Here is a 15,621-nt window from a genome sequence, read left to right on the forward strand (position 1 = left end):
TTAAAATAAGAGTGCATCTACAATCGCTCCTACAATTGCGATAAGGATCGCTAACCATAAGCTTGGTAGAAAACCTTCAGTTTTGAAATCTGAAGTTAATTTGTCTGCTATTTCTATTACGATTGCATAGGCGACCACACGGGTTATAAAGCCCAGTCCAAGGAAGTAGAAAATTCCGAGAGTAGCAATATTCAATACGGCGGTAAGTAACCAGCTCAATAGGAAGCTTAATACTCCAATGATCAATGCAACAATTAGTGCAGATTTAAAGCCATTAAGATGAACCTTACTCAGGAATTTCGCAGCGATGAGCAGGACAACTGCATCCAGCACGATATGGATGATCCATTGTAACATAGTTTTGGTTTTATAGTTAGTTACTACGAATATACTTAAAAAAGCTTCAGATCAATCTACAGAAGAATCGAGCCTGTATTCCATCGTACTTGGTTCTTTATTGGTCAAGACCTCCCAGAGAGCCTTGACATTTGCAAGTTTTTCTCTTTGCTTCAGCCTGTATTCGGTTTGGTAAGCACGTTGATCTGCCGTAAAACCAAAGTAATTGAATCCCAACTGACCTGAAATGAAAAGAGCCCTGGGTAAATGGAATTTCTGGGTAACCACAGTAGCATTCTCTATATTAAAAAGTTTTCCCGCCCTGTACATGCTGTCATAAGTATCCAATCCTGCGTGATCTGAAGTGATCTGGTTTTGAGGAATACCTCTTTCTCTGAGGTAAGCGACCATGGCAGCGATCTCATTATAATCTTCGGTTCGATGGTCACCGGTGACGTGGAAATTTTTGACCTTATTACTGCGATATAATTTAATAGCAGTATCTACGCGGTCCTGTAAGATTGGAGATAGTTTACCATCAGAATGAACACTTGCACCCAGGATAATTACTGTCTCTCGAGGTGGTATTTTGGAAATATCAGAATAAATGTCTTCCGAAGTGTGTCTCAAGAAAATGGCTTCAATACCAAGGATGGTAAAAATGATAAGCACAATTCCAATGACAGAGAATAAGATGAATTTTTTAAGTTTTTTCATTTCTCTGGATGAATATAGGGTCGAAGATAGCCATAAATAATTGGATGTATCAGATTAATCGATAGCTAACGTAAATGTTCTTTTCATCATTGTGTACCTTTGTATTTCAAGATCATAATTATGAGTAATCTAAAAGCGCTGAACTGGCGTTATGCCACTAAAAAGTTTGATGATTCCAGAATTCTTTCCGAAGAAAAACTGGAGATCTTAAAACATGCATTTAATCTCACTGCCACTTCATATGGATTACAACCATTAAAAATGCTTGTAATTAGCAATAAAGAGACTCAACAGCAGCTTACAGAATTCTCCATGAATCAGCAGCAGGTAAGTACCGCTTCTCATGTACTGGTGATTTGTACTGAAAAGAATGTGGATGAAAAGTTTATATCGGGATACTTCCAACGTGTCAAGAATTTGAGAGACACACCAGATGAGGTTTTACAGCCTTTTCATAATTTTCTGGTAGATGACTTTAAGAATAAAGCGATCGAAGAAATTGAAGCCTGGGCGCGTAATCAGGCATACCTGGCTTTAGGAACACTATTAACCGTATGCGCTACTGAAGAAATAGACGCCTGTCCCATGGAAGGTTTTGAGCCTGCAAAATATGACGATTTCCTAAAACTTGGCGATAGAAACCTGCAGTCGGTACTTGTGCTTCCTGTTGGATATCGTGCTAAGGATGATTTCTTTTCAGAATTAAAAAAGGTGCGTCGCCCATTGGACGAAGTGATCATCGAAATGGATTAATACTCTACGTATTCTTTGATCTCCAGACCGTAACCAATCATTCCAACTCTTTTAGTCTGCTGGGAATTGGACAACAATCTGATCTTATGAATCTCAAGGTCATGTAGGATCTGAGCTCCAATTCCAAAATCCTTATTGTCCATTTTCACTGGAGGCGCTTTAATTTCTCCTTGTTTCTGACTTTCTTTTAATTCTGTTATACGAAATAAAAGGTTTGGAGATGGGTTAGCCGGATTGATAAAAACGATGGCTCCACGTCCTTCATCATTGATCGCCTTAAACATTCCATCCAGTTTTTTATCTGCATTATTGGTCAGAGTTCCAAGGATATCATTGTTTACCATGGTAGAATTCACTCGCACAAGAATGTCTTCATCGGTTTTCCATGAACCCTTGGTCAATGCTATATGAACCTGTGAATTGGTAGTTTGCTTGTAAGCGCGAAGCCTGAATTTACCAAATCTTGTATCAAGTTCAAAATCTTCCTTTTTCTCAATTAGACTGTCATGCTGCATTCTATAAGCGACAAGATCTTCAATAGAAACGATCTTTAAATCAAACTTTTTAGCGACTTCCAGCAGCTGAGGTAACCGCGCCATGGTTCCATCTTCATTCATGATTTCCACGATGACTCCGGCAGGTTCGAAACCAGCAAGTCTTGCAAAGTCGATCGCTGCTTCTGTATGACCTGTTCTACGTAAAACTCCACCTTCTTTGGCTTTCAGCGGAAAAATATGTCCTGGTCTATTAAGATCCTGAGGTTTTGTTTCGGGATCTATCAGGCTTTTGATGGTTTGAGCTCTGTCTGAAGCTGAAATACCCGTAGTAACACCTTTTCCTCTCAGGTCAACCGAAATTGTAAAAGCGGTTTCCATAGGATCGGTATTGTTACCAACCATCATTTCCAGTTTAAGATCATTACATTTTGGCTCGGTCAAAGGAGCGCAAATGAGTCCGCGGCCATGAGTAGCCATGAAATTGATCATTTCTGGAGTAACCATTTCTGCAGCGGCAAGAAAATCACCTTCATTTTCTCGGTCAATATCATCTACTACAATGATCACCTTTCCGGCGCGAATATCATCAATAGCTTCCTGAATGGTATCTAGTTTGACCTGATACTGGTTATTTCCTACCTCTGCCATAGTTCCAATTTTATGGCTGCAAAGATATTTATTATGATTTACTTTTGTTCCGAATCGCTCCGGCTTTTTTGAAGAGTTTTTTTATGGGATCTGTAAGACTGTCAAAGACAAGTAATCCTTGATCTGTCGTTGCTCTGTAAGTGAGAAAAACACCAAGTGGAAGCATGATCCAGGTAGGCAGCCATGTAGCCACAAACGCAGGAACACTTCCATTTTCTGCTGAATTCTTCGTGAATATCCCAATAAAGTGATAGGTAAGAAACAGTAGGATCGCAACCACGATAGGTAAACCAATTCCGCCTTTCCTGATAATAGCCCCAAGTGGAGCGCCTACAAAGAACAGTACGATACAGGCAATTCCAAGAGCATATTTTTCATGTAAAGCGATTTCGAATTTATTGATCTGTTTTATATTATTTTTAAACTCTTGCTTCTGCATTCCAAGATGGGCAATAGCGCTGTTCACAGTTCCCAAAGCCAGGTTAGAAATTTGTGCTGCGTCGTAAGTATTGTAATGGGTTAGAATACTTTCATCTGTAGAAACGATGGTATCTTTTGGTTTTAAATTATTCTGAACATTCACGATCCCGGAGCGGTCGTACATATTAGATTTAAGACTAGCCAATTTGGTGTTGTAGTTCACTGAAAATGAATCTATACTTTCGCTCAATTCTGAAATCTTCAACATTCCGTGGGTGGAATTATAGTTTTGATCCTCCAGATCCACATTATTAAAATTCGAGAGATCAATATTGATGATATATTCATCAAAATACGTCTTTGTAAATGGTTTTCTTTTCCTCTTTTGATAGTCTGAAGGTGTTACTTCATCATAGTAGTTCCCTTCCTTCAGAATAAGTGAGAGTACATCAGAATTAGTACTTCCAACCAGTTCGCCTTCCCTCGCTTTGATCACCGTAGTATTGCCACCATTTTTCTCCTTCTGATGAATAATCACATCGGTAAGAAACTGATCATTCTCACCACTTTTTTCTTCTACCTTAATATTAAAGGTTCCAATGTCATTAAAGATTCCTTCAGAAATAGCCATGGCCGGCTTTAACTGGGCAATATTCTTCCGAAGATTGATAGATTTAAACTCTGCTGCGGGAATGACATTATTGGCGAAAAAGAAAGCTGTAAGACTTACCAAAACTATAAAAACAGTAAGGCTACGCATTGCACGACCCAGGGAAATACCTGAAGACTTCATGGCAGCAAATTCATAATTTTCAGCAAAAGAACCGAAAGTCATGATGGAAGTAAGCAGGATTGTAAGTGGTAATACTAAAGGCACCAGCTTGGGGGAGAAGTAAAGTAAAAATTTCAGGATTACTTCTGTATCCAAATCTTTACCAGCAAGTTCACCTATGTACAGCCATATCGTTTGGAGTACAAAGATGAACATCAGTATTATAAAGACCGAGAAAAATGTTTTTAAAAAGCTGGTAAGTATGTACCGGTCGAGTATCTTCAATTTAGTCTAATCTATTGATATAAAAGTCGCTGTATCTAGCTTCGTTAAAGGTAAATAGATTTTTTGCAAGTGGTTGATCTGTCTTGAAACTTTTCACTGTGATCGTCACTTTAGTCCCATTCTCCTGGGTCTGGATCATATTGTAAATATGCTTGGTTTGAGTATCGATCCCAAGGAGAATGTTTTTGATCTCAGCTTTGCTATCCTTTGGTGTAAGTTTTACATACTGGATCTCTCTGCCTTTTACATTCTGGGTGATATCCATTTTGTAGTTATACCCATTTTGATAAAATGTGAACATTTTCGAAGGTGTGATACTGTTGCTATCTTCCTCAACATAATTGGAAATGTTAATCTCCTCGTCTTCTGGAATGATGGTATAGATCTTTTTCCCGTCAAACATCTGCGTGGTCCCCATTAAATTCAACAGGTATTTATCCCCGTCAATACTAACATCTCCGCGAGTTTCCTGGCTTACATTCTCAGCTTCGTTTTCAAGTGAATACTTGAATTCTATGACCATATTGTCATAATTCTTCACCTTTGCTGAAACTTCATTTAGTAATTTCTGAGCTTTTGATGCTTCCTGCGCCTGTACTCCAAAACTGAGTATAGCTGCCAAAATAAATACTAATCTTTTCATTCTAATTTTTTTAGTCTGGTTTTTCATTTAATAGTTGATCGAGCGCTACCATATCTGTAATTAAAACCTGTCTTGCCTTACTTCCTTCAAATGGACCAACGATGCCAGCGGCTTCCAGTTGATCTATTATTCTACCTGCACGGTTATAACCAAGTTTTAATTTACGCTGAAGCAAAGAAGCCGAGCCCTGCTGGGCAGTTACGATCACTTCGGCAGCCTCACGAAACAGCTTGTCTCGCTCGCTCACATCTATATCAAGTCCTGTGCCACTTTCCTCGCTTTCATATGCAGGAAGTTGGTGTGCTTCAGGGTAAGCTTTTTGCGATCCAATGAACTCGGTGATCTTGTCTACCTCCGGAGTGTCCACAAATGCACACTGCAGTCTTTTCAACTCATTTCCCTGTGTAAATAACATATCTCCACGACCAATTAGTTGGTCTGCTCCCTGGCTGTCCAGAATAGTTCGGGAATCGATCTTGGACGTTACTCTAAAAGCGACTCTGGCCGGGAAGTTTGCCTTAATGATACCGGTAATAACGTTTACCGAAGGTCTTTGTGTTGCGATGATCAAATGAATTCCAATGGCACGTGCAAGCTGAGCCAGTCTGGCGATAGGAGTTTCAACTTCCTTCCCGGCCGTCATGATCAAATCTGCAAATTCATCTACTACTAAAACGATATACGGCAGGAATTTATGTCCGTCATTTGGATTTAACTTTCTTGCCTTAAACTTCGTATTGTATTCTTTTAAGTTACGGCACATGGCATCCTTTAAAAGATTGTATCGATCATCCATTTCGATACACAAAGAATTCAGGGTGTTGATCACCTTTGTATTATCGGTGATGATCGCTTCACCATCATCCGGTAATTTTGCCAGGTAGTGGCGCTCTATTTTGTTGAATAAGGTAAGCTCCACTTTTTTAGGATCCACGAGTACAAATTTTACTTCTGCCGGATGCTTTGAATAAAGTAGGGAAGTAAGAATTGCATTTAAACCAACAGATTTACCCTGTCCGGTAGCACCAGCCATTAGCATATGCGGCATTTTCGCCAGGTCAACTACAAAAGTCTCATTACTTATAGTTTTTCCCAAAGCAAGCGGTAACTCCATTTCTGCCTTCTGAAATTTAGGCGAAGCGATCACCGAGCGCATGGATACTATGCTGGCATTTTTATTTGGTACCTCAATACCAATGGTTCCTTTACCTGGAATTGGAGCAATGATCCTGATGCCAAGTGCAGAAAGCGAAAGAGCAATATCATCCTCAAGATTCTTGATTTTGGAAATACGAATCCCGGCTTCAGGGACGATCTCATATAAAGTTACTGTTGGACCAACGGTTGCTTTGATCTGCGCAATTTCGATTTTATAGTTCTTTAGCGTATCGACAATACGATTCTTGTTTTCCTCCAGTTCTTCCTGGTTGATCGTGATAGTGCCGCCATAATCCTTAAGTAATTCGATCGTTGGGAATTTATAATTCTTCAGCTCAAGGGTTGGGTCAAATTCACCAAAATCCTTTACCAGTTTTTGACTCAGGTTATCTTCTTCTTCCTCTTCAGGAGCAGCTTCAACTTCCATAGCCACATTATCCTCTTCTACCGGAGCTTTGACTTCCATCTTCGGAATAGCTTCCGGGCTGGTCTTTTTCTCAGGTTTCTTTTCTGGTTTACTGCTTAGGTCAACTTCTGCAGGTTTTTCTTCATCTTTTGGTGTGACTACTTCTTTTTTCCATTCGAGTTCTTCATCAGTTTCTGAAACATTTGCCTGATGCTTTTGCATCGCAGTCTGAAGTTCCTGTTTTCCTGTATTAAGGTAAGATCCAACCAATTCAGGAGTAATCTTTAGTCGAATTGCGAGGTAAGCAATTAGAAGAAATAGCATTAATAGAATGCTTCCGAAGAAACCCAGATAATCCTGTAAAAAATCATTGGTTTCATATCCGATTCTACCTCCCAGAAGTGCATTCTTTTCAGCAAAATAACCAAGAACTATGGAGATCCAGACCATCACGAGTATTCCCCAGAACCAGTATTTTCTCAAATTGGAGATTTTAAATCCTAAGAATAAATAGATGCCACTTAGCAGTATTAAAAATGCGATGGAGAAAGAGGCTAGTCCGAAGCCTTTGTAGACAAAAAAGTCACTTACAGATGCACCAAATTTACTCAACCAGTTCCTGGCTTCCACGTCACGATTCCCCAGTTCCTGAAGTACACTCTGATCTGCCTGCCAGTTAAAAAGAAAGGAAATAAAGGCAACTATAAGTCCCAGACCAAATAGCATAAGAAAACTTCCAAGCACTACTTTTTGCTGCCTGTTGAGGCTCAAAGATAGTTTACTGGTTTTTTTAGTGGTTTTCCTGGTCTTAGGTTTCTTTTTGGCCATAGGTAGGTTGACGATTTTCGGCAAAAATACAAATTAGCCTTATCCAAATTAAGGAAAAAAAACTTCATTTTTCAAAGTTGCCTCGATTACTAGTCGTAAACGACTGGTTTTACTATTTATTCTTTAAGTAGGGTAGGAGTGCTGCTATAAATTTATCGAAAGCTTCTATACGTGGTAAGTGTCCGGTATCTGGAATTTCCACCAATTTCGCTTTCGGGATTTTTTGCGGTTATTTCCCCGAGCTGATATTATAATTCCATACTTGCTTCCCAGGTTTTTATCTAAGGCTGTTCGATCTTCGGTTCATATGATTAATAATGTTGGCATTTGTAGATCCTTAAATTCATATACCACAGGTTGGGTAAGAATCATTTCATAGGCTTTCCGAATCCTGTCTGGTCTGGAACCAGCACATTAAATCCTGATTTTTGAAGAGTATCTATGGTAGTCAGCCAGTATGCGCCGTTGAAATTCTTGCTATGTAATAAGGTCGCAGTTTCACCAATATGATTCTCCGTCTCTATCTACATATTGGCGATTGTAAAGGTGCTTTTCTGAATATGAAGCTTAAGAAAATCTACGTCACAAGAATATTCGTAATTCTCCAAATCCATGTCCAGTTCCTATAATTCCTGAGTTGTAAAAATCAAAATGGTACACAGGCAGAGACTATATAACAGACACTGCTTCCTTAGTAAGAAATTAAGTGGTTATATATGGAATATAAATAAATCCGGCGATGACGATTGCAATGATTGCAGCGATAAAAACAGCACCTGCAGCAATGTCTTTAATATGTCCAATCTTATTATGAAAGTCGGGATGTACAAAGTCTGCCATTGCTTCTATGGCTGAATTCAATCCTTCTGCAGACATGACCATTCCGATTGCTACAAATTGAAACATCCATTCTGTTCTGGTAATATCAAAATACCATCCCGCGATGCAGACCAGAATTGAAATGACAAACTGCACCTGAATGCTGGCTTCGTAGCGAAGCAGCAGTAGTGCACCTTTTAAGGCGTATCCTCCTCCTCTGATTCTCTTTCCGAGGAAAGTGTTTTTCATTATAACAGGGTTTTCAGCGCAGCAAGATAGTCTGGTTCATCCTCAATTTTAGGTACTTGCTGGGAATGTATCACTTTAGCATCTTCATCAAGAACAACCACTGCACGAGATAGCAAACCTTCAAAAGGTCCATCAAGAATTTCAACACCATAATCTTTACCGAAGTTTCTATCACGAAAATCTGATAAGTTTACTACCTGGTTCAATTCTTCATCACTTACAAATCTTTGTTGAGCAAAAGGTAAATCCCTGGAAATACAAAGTATCACCGTATCCTTTAATTCTGATGCTCTTTTATTAAAATTACGAACAGAAGTCGCACAAACTCCTGTATCTATACTTGGGAAGATATTAAGAATAACTCTCTTTCCTTTATAATCATCGAGGGTTCCAATCGAAAGATCAGATTTAATTAACTCAAAATGAGGAGCTTTCTCGCCAAGTGCTGGAAGCGAGCCGTACGTAGTTACCGATTCTCCACCAAGTTCAATCTTTGCCATTTCTATACATATATTAGATTGCTAAATTTATAGGATTGTCTTTCGGTTATTACTAAAATTATCATAAAACAACAAAGGCCATTCCACAATGAAACAGCCTTTGTTATTTGAATTGTCAGAAAAGATTATTTGTCTATAGACCCTAACACTTTTTTGACGAAATTATTAGCAGCATCTCTTTCAGGAGTACCGTCTTCTATCATTTTATGCACTTCTACAGCCCCACAAAGATTGGTAAGTAATTCTCCAATCACGTCCATTTCTTCTTCAGAAACTGAACGGTGCTCAGTAAAACTTTCAAGAACATCAATAGTACTTTCAAGTTTGTTAACTTCGTTGTTTCGCTGTAAATGCTTAATTACTGGTAACTTCATCTACTAAGCTTTTTAATTGGTCAAACTTGTTAGTTTGAACCTGATTCTTAAAACTTCCATTTTTAAAAGTTGCAAACGTTGGAAGGTTATCAACTTTCGCCAGTTTTCTTGATTCCGGATACTTTTCAGCATCTACAAGAATAAACTGTGCATTTTCATGCTCTGCAGATAACTTTTTGAATTTTGGCTTCATTAGACGACAGTTTCCACACCATCCCGCCATGTACTGTACAACAACAGTATCATTATCGTTTACAATCTCGCTTAAATTATCCTGATCTAATTCCTTAATCATAGCAATTTTTTTAATGTTATTAATTCAGGGGTACTTCTTAGTTAAGGCTTAAGTATGAAGCAACACCTTCGCGGTCTGCATTCATTCCTTCTTTACCTTCTTCCCAGTTCGCTGGACAAACCTCACCTTTTTCCTGTACGTGCGTATAAGCATCGATCAATCTTAGGAATTCGTTTACGTTTCTTCCAAGTGGCATATGGTTCACACCTTCATGGAAAATTGTTCCTTCCTCATCAATAAGGTAAGTTGCTCTATAAGTCACATTATCACCTTCAAGAGTTACAGCACCTGTTTCATCATCATAAGTTTCGCTCATGATATCAAGAATATCAAGTCTTGAACTTAGGTTACGGTTGCTGTCTGCAAGAATTGGGTACGTTACACCTTCAATTCCACCATTATCCTTAGGAGTGTTCAACCAGGCAAAGTGAACTTCAGGAGTATCACAAGATGCTCCAACTACCATTACATTTCTCTTTTCGAACTCAGCCATTGCATTTTGAAATGCATGTAGCTCTGTAGGACATACGAAAGTAAAGTCTTTTGGGTACCAGAATAAAAGAACTTTCTTGTTGTTCTTCTGAGCTTCTTCCAAAATATTCAGTTTGAAAGTATCACCCATTTCGTTCATCGCGTCTACACTAAGATTTGGAAATTTTTTTCCTACTAAAGCCATAATATTATATCTTTTAAAATTAAAAATGTTCTTTTTCTACGGTGCAAAAGTATCATCTTCACTGCGTTTTCAGGACATTTCAAATTTTATGATTTTATCACACAATAGAGTATGTCTATGCACTATAAAATCAACGATAGCGGTACTCTATAATCATCAAATGCTCAGAAATTTAGCATTTAAGTTAAGATTTTGTCAATGATTACTTGGTAGAAATTTTTCTGATTTTAAGTCCGATGGCAGCGAAAAGAAGGGTCATAAACGGACTCAGATAATTAAAGAATGCGTAACCGGCATAGGAAAGCACAGGAACACCCAAAACTCCACTATGATAAGCTCCACAAGTATTCCATGGAATAAGTACAGAAGTTACTGTTCCAGAATCTTCAAGGCTACGGCTAAGATTTTCCGGTGCAAGACCTTTATCCTTATAAGCTTTTGCAAACATTTTTCCCGGTACTACAATAGCCAGGTATTGGTCTGAAGCGGTAACGTTCAAAGCAAGACAACTAAATACGGTACTTGCAAACAACCCAAAGGTGGTATGGAAAAGATTTAGAAGAGCTTTGCTAATTCTGGATAGGGCCCCAATTGCTTCCATAATTCCACCAAATACCATGGCGCAAATGATTAGCCAGATAGTTCCTAGCATTCCCTGCATTCCGCTGGAAGCAAACAGGTCATTAAGAGTTTCAGAATCGGTTTCTACAGCAGTGTCTACCGTAATGGCATTCATGAGCCCTTTATATCCACTTATAAAATTGAGTTCATTCATTCCACTTACTGCCAGTACAATGTCTGGTTGTACAATAAGAGCGGCAACCGCTCCGGCAAGAGTTCCAACCAGCAAGGCTATAAGCGGGGATGTTTTTTTAACGATCAGAAATATTACAATCACCGGTACAATGAATAACCATGGCGTAATGGTAAAGCTTTTTTCAATGGACGCCAGTATTGCTGAAGTATCTGTAGTTCCACTTGTATCCAGATTAAGTCCAATAATTATAAAAGCGATAAGGGTAATTGTGATCGTAGGCACTGTGGTTAATGCCATGTATTTTATGTGCGTAAAAAGATCTGTTCCCGCCATGGCCGGAGCAAGATTCGTAGTATCACTTAAAGGAGACATTTTGTCCCCAAAATAGGCTCCGGAAAGAATTGCACCCGCCGTCATGCCCAATCCAATTCCTAGCGCATCAGCGATCCCGATCAGGGCAATACCAACGGTAGCTGAAGTTGTCCAGCTACTCCCCGTAGCTACGGAGATCACAGAACATATAACCACACAGGCAGCCAGAAAAATCGTAGGATTTAGAATTAATAGTCCGTAATAGATCATGGTAGGAATAATTCCGCTTATAAGCCAGGTTCCTGCGAGAGCTCCGACCATTAAAAGTATAAGGATCGCTCCGGAAGTGCTTTGAATATTGCCTGCAACTTCATCGACCATGGTATCAAACTTTACCTTATTGAAGTAACCAACGATCGCAGCAACAGCTCCTCCAAGTAATAGAATGAACTGGTTAGAACCTCCAAGAGCATCATCGCCAAAAACGAAAACATTGAATGCTAGCATAGCAACAAGAATAAGTACCGGAATTAACGCTTCCCAGATACTTAATTCCTTATTCTCAATTACAGGTTCATTTTGAGGATTTGCAGCAGAGTTTTCCATTCAGGAGATTCTATTTTTATGGCATAAATAAAGCCTTAGGGTATTCTGAAAATCGTCAGATTTACCTTAAGGCTTGAAAATTTATAACCGGTCGTTAATATTGTTCATTTTTTTATGAACGTAATTTTACGACATTCGGCTTAATCCTGCAAAATTTTAGACCATTTCAGCACACAGGATGCCGACTTCTTCCATACAGGCTTTCATCATTTGGTAAGTTCTTGCGATATCATTATCCAACCCTATGGAAAATCGAATTAAACCATCACTTAATCCCATTTCTTTCTGCTCTTCTTCAGGAATTTCCGAAGAGGTTGAAGTTCCAGGTGCGCTGAACAGGGTTTTGTAAAATCCTAAACTTACAGCAAGATAGCCAAGGTTTCTTTCCTGCATAAGTTCCATTAATTCATTGGCTTTGTCCAGTGAACCAACATCTAGGGTCAACATTCCACCAAAACCATAAGATTCGTTCATCATGTTTTTAAAAGTTTCATGTCCTGGATGGGATTCCAACCCCGGGTACACGGTTTTCAATCCATCTTCCTGAAATTTAAGAGCCAGGAACATCGCATTGTGACTATGTTGCTTCATGCGAATGTGCAGGGTTCGTAAATTCTTCAGAATAGAGGCAGCACGCAGACTATCCATAGTAGGTCCTAGTAGCATAGCAGCGCCATCATTCACATTTCTAAGGTCATTTATAAATTCCGTAGTGCCACAAACGACTCCGCCAACAGTATCACTGCTACCGTTGATAAATTTGGTTAAACTATGAATTACCACATCTGCACCTAGTTTAATCGGACTAACAGAAAGTGGTGAGAATGTATTGTCAACTACCAGTTTGGAATTAGAACCTTTTGAAATTTTAGCCAGTGCTTCAAGATCTGCGATCTCCAACAAAGGATTGCTAACACTCTCGCAGTAGATCACTTTTGTATTCTTCTGAAGCGTATTCTGCACCAATTCAGGTTTCGTGATATCTACAAATGTGGTTTCAATTCCAAACTTGGGAGCGAAATTCTTCAGAAATGCATAAGTACCGCCATAAACGGTTCTGCTACAAACAATATGGTCACCGGCATTGCAAAGCTGCATGAGCACCGATGTGATCGCGCCCATCCCGGAAGCAGAAACGTTAGCAGATTCTGTTCCTTCCATTGCCGCAAGTGCTTCCCCCAGATAAAGATTGGATGGAGAGGAATGCCGGGAATATAAGTAACATCCTTCAGCATTACCTTCAAAGGTATCAAACATGGTTTTAGCAGTAAGGAAAGTGTAAGTTGAAGAATCGGATATAGAAGGGTTAACACCTCCAAATTCTCCAAAATATTGTAATTCCTGAATGCGATCTGCTGGTTTGTATTTCATAATTTCTGAATTTATATATCCAAATTTCATTCAAAACCGCTCAAGAACAAGCAACATGTCTTTCAATAGAATATAAAACTATATATTATTTATATTTCAGATTATATATCTAATTTAGAGCCACAATAATATTTTTTACCGTAAAATTATAAGTTCAGAATTCCTTAAAACAAGCGTATGAAAATTGATGAGCTGGATAAAAGAATATTGAAGCATCTTCAGGAGGATAGCAAAAAGACGAATAAGGAGATCGCGAATGACCTGAAACTTTCAGTTACTGCAATTTACGAACGTATTAAAAAGCTGGAACGTGATGGAGTCATATCGAAATATGTTGCATTAGTAAATCCGGAAAGTGTCGGCAAGGGTTTTATGGTTCTTTGTCAGATCAAACTGATTCAGCATAAAAAAGACATACTTACAAAATTCGAAAAGGATATCACCAGTCTGCCCGAAGTTATTGAATGTTTACATGTGAGCGGAGACTATGATTATATTTTAAAAGTGTTGGTAAAAGACATGCACGAATATCGTGAATTTATGGTCGCTAAGCTTACCAGCCTGGATCATATTGGGAGTACAAAAAGCGTCTTTACGATCAATAAAGTGAAGCAAAGCACGATCATTAATCTGTAAATCTTAAAATTTTATTAGGACTCTCAGGTGCATTGGTCATTGTAGAGAATAGTCGTACTTTTGTATTCAATTTGTTCAAAAATTAGTAAAAACATACAATTATGAGTACATATGATGTTGCAGTTATAGGATCGGGACCAGGTGGATACGTTGCTGCGATTCGCTGCGCACAACTTGGGATGAAAACTGCGATCATAGAGAAATATTCCACACTCGGTGGGACCTGTTTAAACGTAGGTTGTATTCCAAGTAAGGCTCTACTTGATTCCTCTCATCACTTTGAGGATGCGATCAAACATTTTGAAGACCATGGTATCGAAATTCCGGGAGAGGTAAAACTTAACCTGGAAAAAATGATGGATAGAAAATCATCTGTTGTTCAGCAAACCTGCGACGGAGTGAAATTTTTGATGGACAAGAACAAGATCGATGTTTATGAAGGTGTAGGTTCTTTTGAGGATAAGACTCACATCAAGATCGAAGGTGAAGGAGATGCCAAAACTATAGAAGCTAAGAAAATCATCATTGCTACAGGTTCTAAGCCGGCAAGTCTTCCTTTTATTAAACTGGATAAGGAAAGGGTGATCACTTCTACGGAAGCGCTTAAACTTAAAGAAGTTCCTAAGCATATGATCGTAATTGGTGGTGGTGTGATCGGGCTTGAACTTGGGCAGGTTTATCGCCGTCTGGGAGCTGAAGTAACTGTTGTTGAATATTTAGATCGCATCATTCCTACTATGGATAGTGCGCTTTCCAAAGAGCTTCAAAAAGTTCTAAAGAAGCAGGGAATCAAATTCCATGTAAGTACCAAAGTGAAGTCTGTGGAGAGAAACGGTGACGAGATCACCATAAAGGCAGATGACAAAAAGGATAAAGAAATCGAGATAAAAGGAGATTACTGCCTTGTTTCTGTAGGTAGAAAACCTTTTACAAATGGTTTGAACGCAGATGCTGCAGGAGTTGATCTTGATGATAAAGGTAGAGTGAAGGTAAACGAGCATTTACAAACCAATGTAGATAATATCTATGCAATTGGAGATGTGGTGCGCGGTGCTATGCTTGCTCATAAAGCTGAAGAAGAAGGAACTATGGTTGCCGAATTGATCGCGGGTCAAAAACCTCATATAGATTATAACCTGATTCCGGGAGTAGTTTACACATGGCCTGAAGTTGCTTCAGTTGGCAAAACTGAAGAGCAATTGAAGGAAATGGGAGTGAAGTATAAGGAAGGTAAATTTCCAATGCGAGCACTAGGACGATCAAGAGCCAGTGGAGATATTGACGGACTTATTAAGATCCTTGCTGATGAAAAGACCGATGAGGTTCTTGGAGTGCACATGATTGGCGCAAGAACTGCAGATCTTATTGCTGAAGCGGTTACAGCTATGGAATTCAGAGCTTCTGCTGAAGATATCGCGCGAATGAGTCATGCTCACCCGACTTATGCCGAAGCTGTTAAGGAAGCTGCTCTTGCCGCTACTGAAAACAGAGCTTTGCATATCTAGAAGAAGATAAATTACAATATATTTTTAAGCCCGGACGTTATGATGTCCGGGCTTTTTT

General features: G+C 39.0%; 16 protein-coding genes. 3 read left to right on the top strand and 13 right to left on the bottom strand.

The window, feature by feature from the left end; genetic code table 11:
* A complete protein-coding gene (locus T8I65_RS05035) occupies positions 1–357 on the bottom strand; it encodes a phage holin family protein (RefSeq protein WP_141877250.1) in 357 nt (118 codons plus the stop codon).
* A 51-nt stretch (positions 358–408) separates the two neighbouring features.
* Positions 409–1,053 carry a SanA/YdcF family protein gene (locus T8I65_RS05040; protein WP_322302309.1) on the bottom strand — a complete coding sequence of 215 codons (645 nt, stop codon included), beginning with the start codon at positions 1,051–1,053 and terminating at the stop codon, positions 409–411.
* A 120-nt stretch (positions 1,054–1,173) separates the two neighbouring features.
* Between T8I65_RS05040 and T8I65_RS05045 the strand changes: the two genes are divergently transcribed.
* The gene (locus tag T8I65_RS05045) at positions 1,174–1,806 is read left to right on the top strand and encodes an NAD(P)H-dependent oxidoreductase (RefSeq protein WP_322302310.1); all 633 of its coding nucleotides are present in this window, start codon (positions 1,174–1,176) and stop codon (positions 1,804–1,806) included.
* On the opposite strand, the gene ribB is transcribed toward T8I65_RS05045, so the two are convergent.
* The 11 genes from ribB to T8I65_RS05100 form a co-directional block, all read right to left on the bottom strand.
* The gene (ribB, locus tag T8I65_RS05050; protein WP_322302311.1) at positions 1,803–2,951 is read right to left on the bottom strand and encodes a 3,4-dihydroxy-2-butanone-4-phosphate synthase; all 1,149 of its coding nucleotides are present in this window, start codon (positions 2,949–2,951) and stop codon (positions 1,803–1,805) included. The genes T8I65_RS05045 and ribB overlap by 4 nt on opposite strands.
* 31 nt (positions 2,952–2,982) lie before the next feature.
* Complete coding sequence (locus tag T8I65_RS05055) at positions 2,983–4,428, bottom strand: LptF/LptG family permease (protein ID WP_322302312.1); 1,446 nt, start codon at positions 4,426–4,428, stop codon at positions 2,983–2,985.
* 1 nt (position 4,429) lies between these two features.
* The gene (locus tag T8I65_RS05060) at positions 4,430–5,071 is read right to left on the bottom strand and encodes an outer membrane lipoprotein carrier protein LolA (RefSeq protein ID WP_322302313.1); all 642 of its coding nucleotides are present in this window, start codon (positions 5,069–5,071) and stop codon (positions 4,430–4,432) included.
* Positions 5,072–5,081: 10 nt separating this feature from the next.
* Positions 5,082–7,463, bottom strand: coding sequence for a DNA translocase FtsK (locus T8I65_RS05065; RefSeq protein WP_322302314.1), 2,382 nt, complete (start codon positions 7,461–7,463; stop codon positions 5,082–5,084).
* A 702-nt stretch (positions 7,464–8,165) separates the two neighbouring features.
* Positions 8,166–8,531, bottom strand: a complete 366-nt coding sequence (locus T8I65_RS05070; protein ID WP_322302315.1) for a diacylglycerol kinase family protein — start codon at positions 8,529–8,531, stop codon at positions 8,166–8,168.
* The gene (gene tpx / locus T8I65_RS05075; protein ID WP_322302316.1) at positions 8,531–9,031 is read right to left on the bottom strand and encodes a thiol peroxidase; all 501 of its coding nucleotides are present in this window, start codon (positions 9,029–9,031) and stop codon (positions 8,531–8,533) included. Before tpx ends, T8I65_RS05070 begins: the two co-directional genes overlap by 1 nt.
* Positions 9,032–9,156: 125 nt before the next feature.
* The gene (locus tag T8I65_RS05080) at positions 9,157–9,405 is read right to left on the bottom strand and encodes a DUF6952 family protein (RefSeq protein WP_141877260.1); all 249 of its coding nucleotides are present in this window, start codon (positions 9,403–9,405) and stop codon (positions 9,157–9,159) included.
* On the bottom strand, positions 9,386–9,700 hold the full coding sequence (locus T8I65_RS05085; protein ID WP_322302317.1) for a thioredoxin family protein: 315 nt from the start codon (positions 9,698–9,700) through the stop codon (positions 9,386–9,388). The genes T8I65_RS05080 and T8I65_RS05085 overlap by 20 nt, the downstream gene beginning before the upstream one ends.
* Before the next feature lie 37 nt (positions 9,701–9,737).
* Positions 9,738–10,376, bottom strand: a complete 639-nt coding sequence (locus T8I65_RS05090) for a peroxiredoxin (RefSeq protein ID WP_141877262.1) — start codon at positions 10,374–10,376, stop codon at positions 9,738–9,740.
* A 202-nt stretch (positions 10,377–10,578) separates the two neighbouring features.
* Positions 10,579–12,051, bottom strand: coding sequence for a Na+/H+ antiporter NhaC (nhaC, locus tag T8I65_RS05095; protein ID WP_322302318.1), 1,473 nt, complete (start codon positions 12,049–12,051; stop codon positions 10,579–10,581).
* Positions 12,052–12,207: 156 nt separating this feature from the next.
* Positions 12,208–13,422 carry an aminotransferase class I/II-fold pyridoxal phosphate-dependent enzyme gene (locus tag T8I65_RS05100; RefSeq protein ID WP_322302319.1) on the bottom strand — a complete coding sequence of 405 codons (1,215 nt, stop codon included), beginning with the start codon at positions 13,420–13,422 and terminating at the stop codon, positions 12,208–12,210.
* Positions 13,423–13,599: 177 nt separating this feature from the next.
* Between T8I65_RS05100 and T8I65_RS05105 the strand changes: the two genes are divergently transcribed.
* Together T8I65_RS05105 and lpdA are read left to right on the top strand one after the other, a co-directional pair.
* Positions 13,600–14,058 carry an Lrp/AsnC family transcriptional regulator gene (locus T8I65_RS05105; RefSeq protein ID WP_322302320.1) on the top strand — a complete coding sequence of 153 codons (459 nt, stop codon included), beginning with the start codon at positions 13,600–13,602 and terminating at the stop codon, positions 14,056–14,058.
* Between the two features lie 101 nt (positions 14,059–14,159).
* A complete protein-coding gene (lpdA, locus tag T8I65_RS05110) occupies positions 14,160–15,563 on the top strand; it encodes a dihydrolipoyl dehydrogenase (RefSeq protein WP_322302321.1) in 1,404 nt (467 codons plus the stop codon).
* The last annotated feature ends 58 nt before the right edge of the window (positions 15,564–15,621 follow it).

The organism is Christiangramia sp. OXR-203 (genome assembly GCF_034372165.1).
GTDB lineage: Bacteria > Bacteroidota > Bacteroidia > Flavobacteriales > Flavobacteriaceae > Christiangramia.

Excerpts from the sequence above, each read along its gene's own strand:
- T8I65_RS05035 (WP_141877250.1), bottom strand. The coding sequence starts at position 357 with ATGTTACAATGGATCATCCATATCGTGCTGGATGCAGTTGTCCTGCTC.
- T8I65_RS05040 (WP_322302309.1), bottom strand. The coding sequence starts at position 1,053 with ATGAAAAAACTTAAAAAATTCATCTTATTCTCTGTCATTGGAATTGTG.
- T8I65_RS05045 (WP_322302310.1), top strand. The coding sequence starts at position 1,174 with ATGAGTAATCTAAAAGCGCTGAACTGGCGTTATGCCACTAAAAAGTTT.
- ribB (WP_322302311.1), bottom strand. The coding sequence starts at position 2,951 with ATGGCAGAGGTAGGAAATAACCAGTATCAGGTCAAACTAGATACCATT.
- T8I65_RS05060 (WP_322302313.1), bottom strand. The coding sequence starts at position 5,071 with ATGAAAAGATTAGTATTTATTTTGGCAGCTATACTCAGTTTTGGAGTA.
- T8I65_RS05065 (WP_322302314.1), bottom strand. The coding sequence starts at position 7,463 with ATGGCCAAAAAGAAACCTAAGACCAGGAAAACCACTAAAAAAACCAGT.
- T8I65_RS05070 (WP_322302315.1), bottom strand. The coding sequence starts at position 8,531 with ATGAAAAACACTTTCCTCGGAAAGAGAATCAGAGGAGGAGGATACGCC.
- tpx (WP_322302316.1), bottom strand. The coding sequence starts at position 9,031 with ATGGCAAAGATTGAACTTGGTGGAGAATCGGTAACTACGTACGGCTCG.
- T8I65_RS05080 (WP_141877260.1), bottom strand. The coding sequence starts at position 9,405 with ATGAAGTTACCAGTAATTAAGCATTTACAGCGAAACAACGAAGTTAAC.
- T8I65_RS05085 (WP_322302317.1), bottom strand. The coding sequence starts at position 9,700 with ATGATTAAGGAATTAGATCAGGATAATTTAAGCGAGATTGTAAACGAT.
- T8I65_RS05090 (WP_141877262.1), bottom strand. The coding sequence starts at position 10,376 with ATGGCTTTAGTAGGAAAAAAATTTCCAAATCTTAGTGTAGACGCGATG.
- nhaC (WP_322302318.1), bottom strand. The coding sequence starts at position 12,051 with ATGGAAAACTCTGCTGCAAATCCTCAAAATGAACCTGTAATTGAGAAT.
- T8I65_RS05100 (WP_322302319.1), bottom strand. The coding sequence starts at position 13,422 with ATGAAATACAAACCAGCAGATCGCATTCAGGAATTACAATATTTTGGA.
- T8I65_RS05105 (WP_322302320.1), top strand. The coding sequence starts at position 13,600 with ATGAAAATTGATGAGCTGGATAAAAGAATATTGAAGCATCTTCAGGAG.
- lpdA (WP_322302321.1), top strand. The coding sequence starts at position 14,160 with ATGAGTACATATGATGTTGCAGTTATAGGATCGGGACCAGGTGGATAC.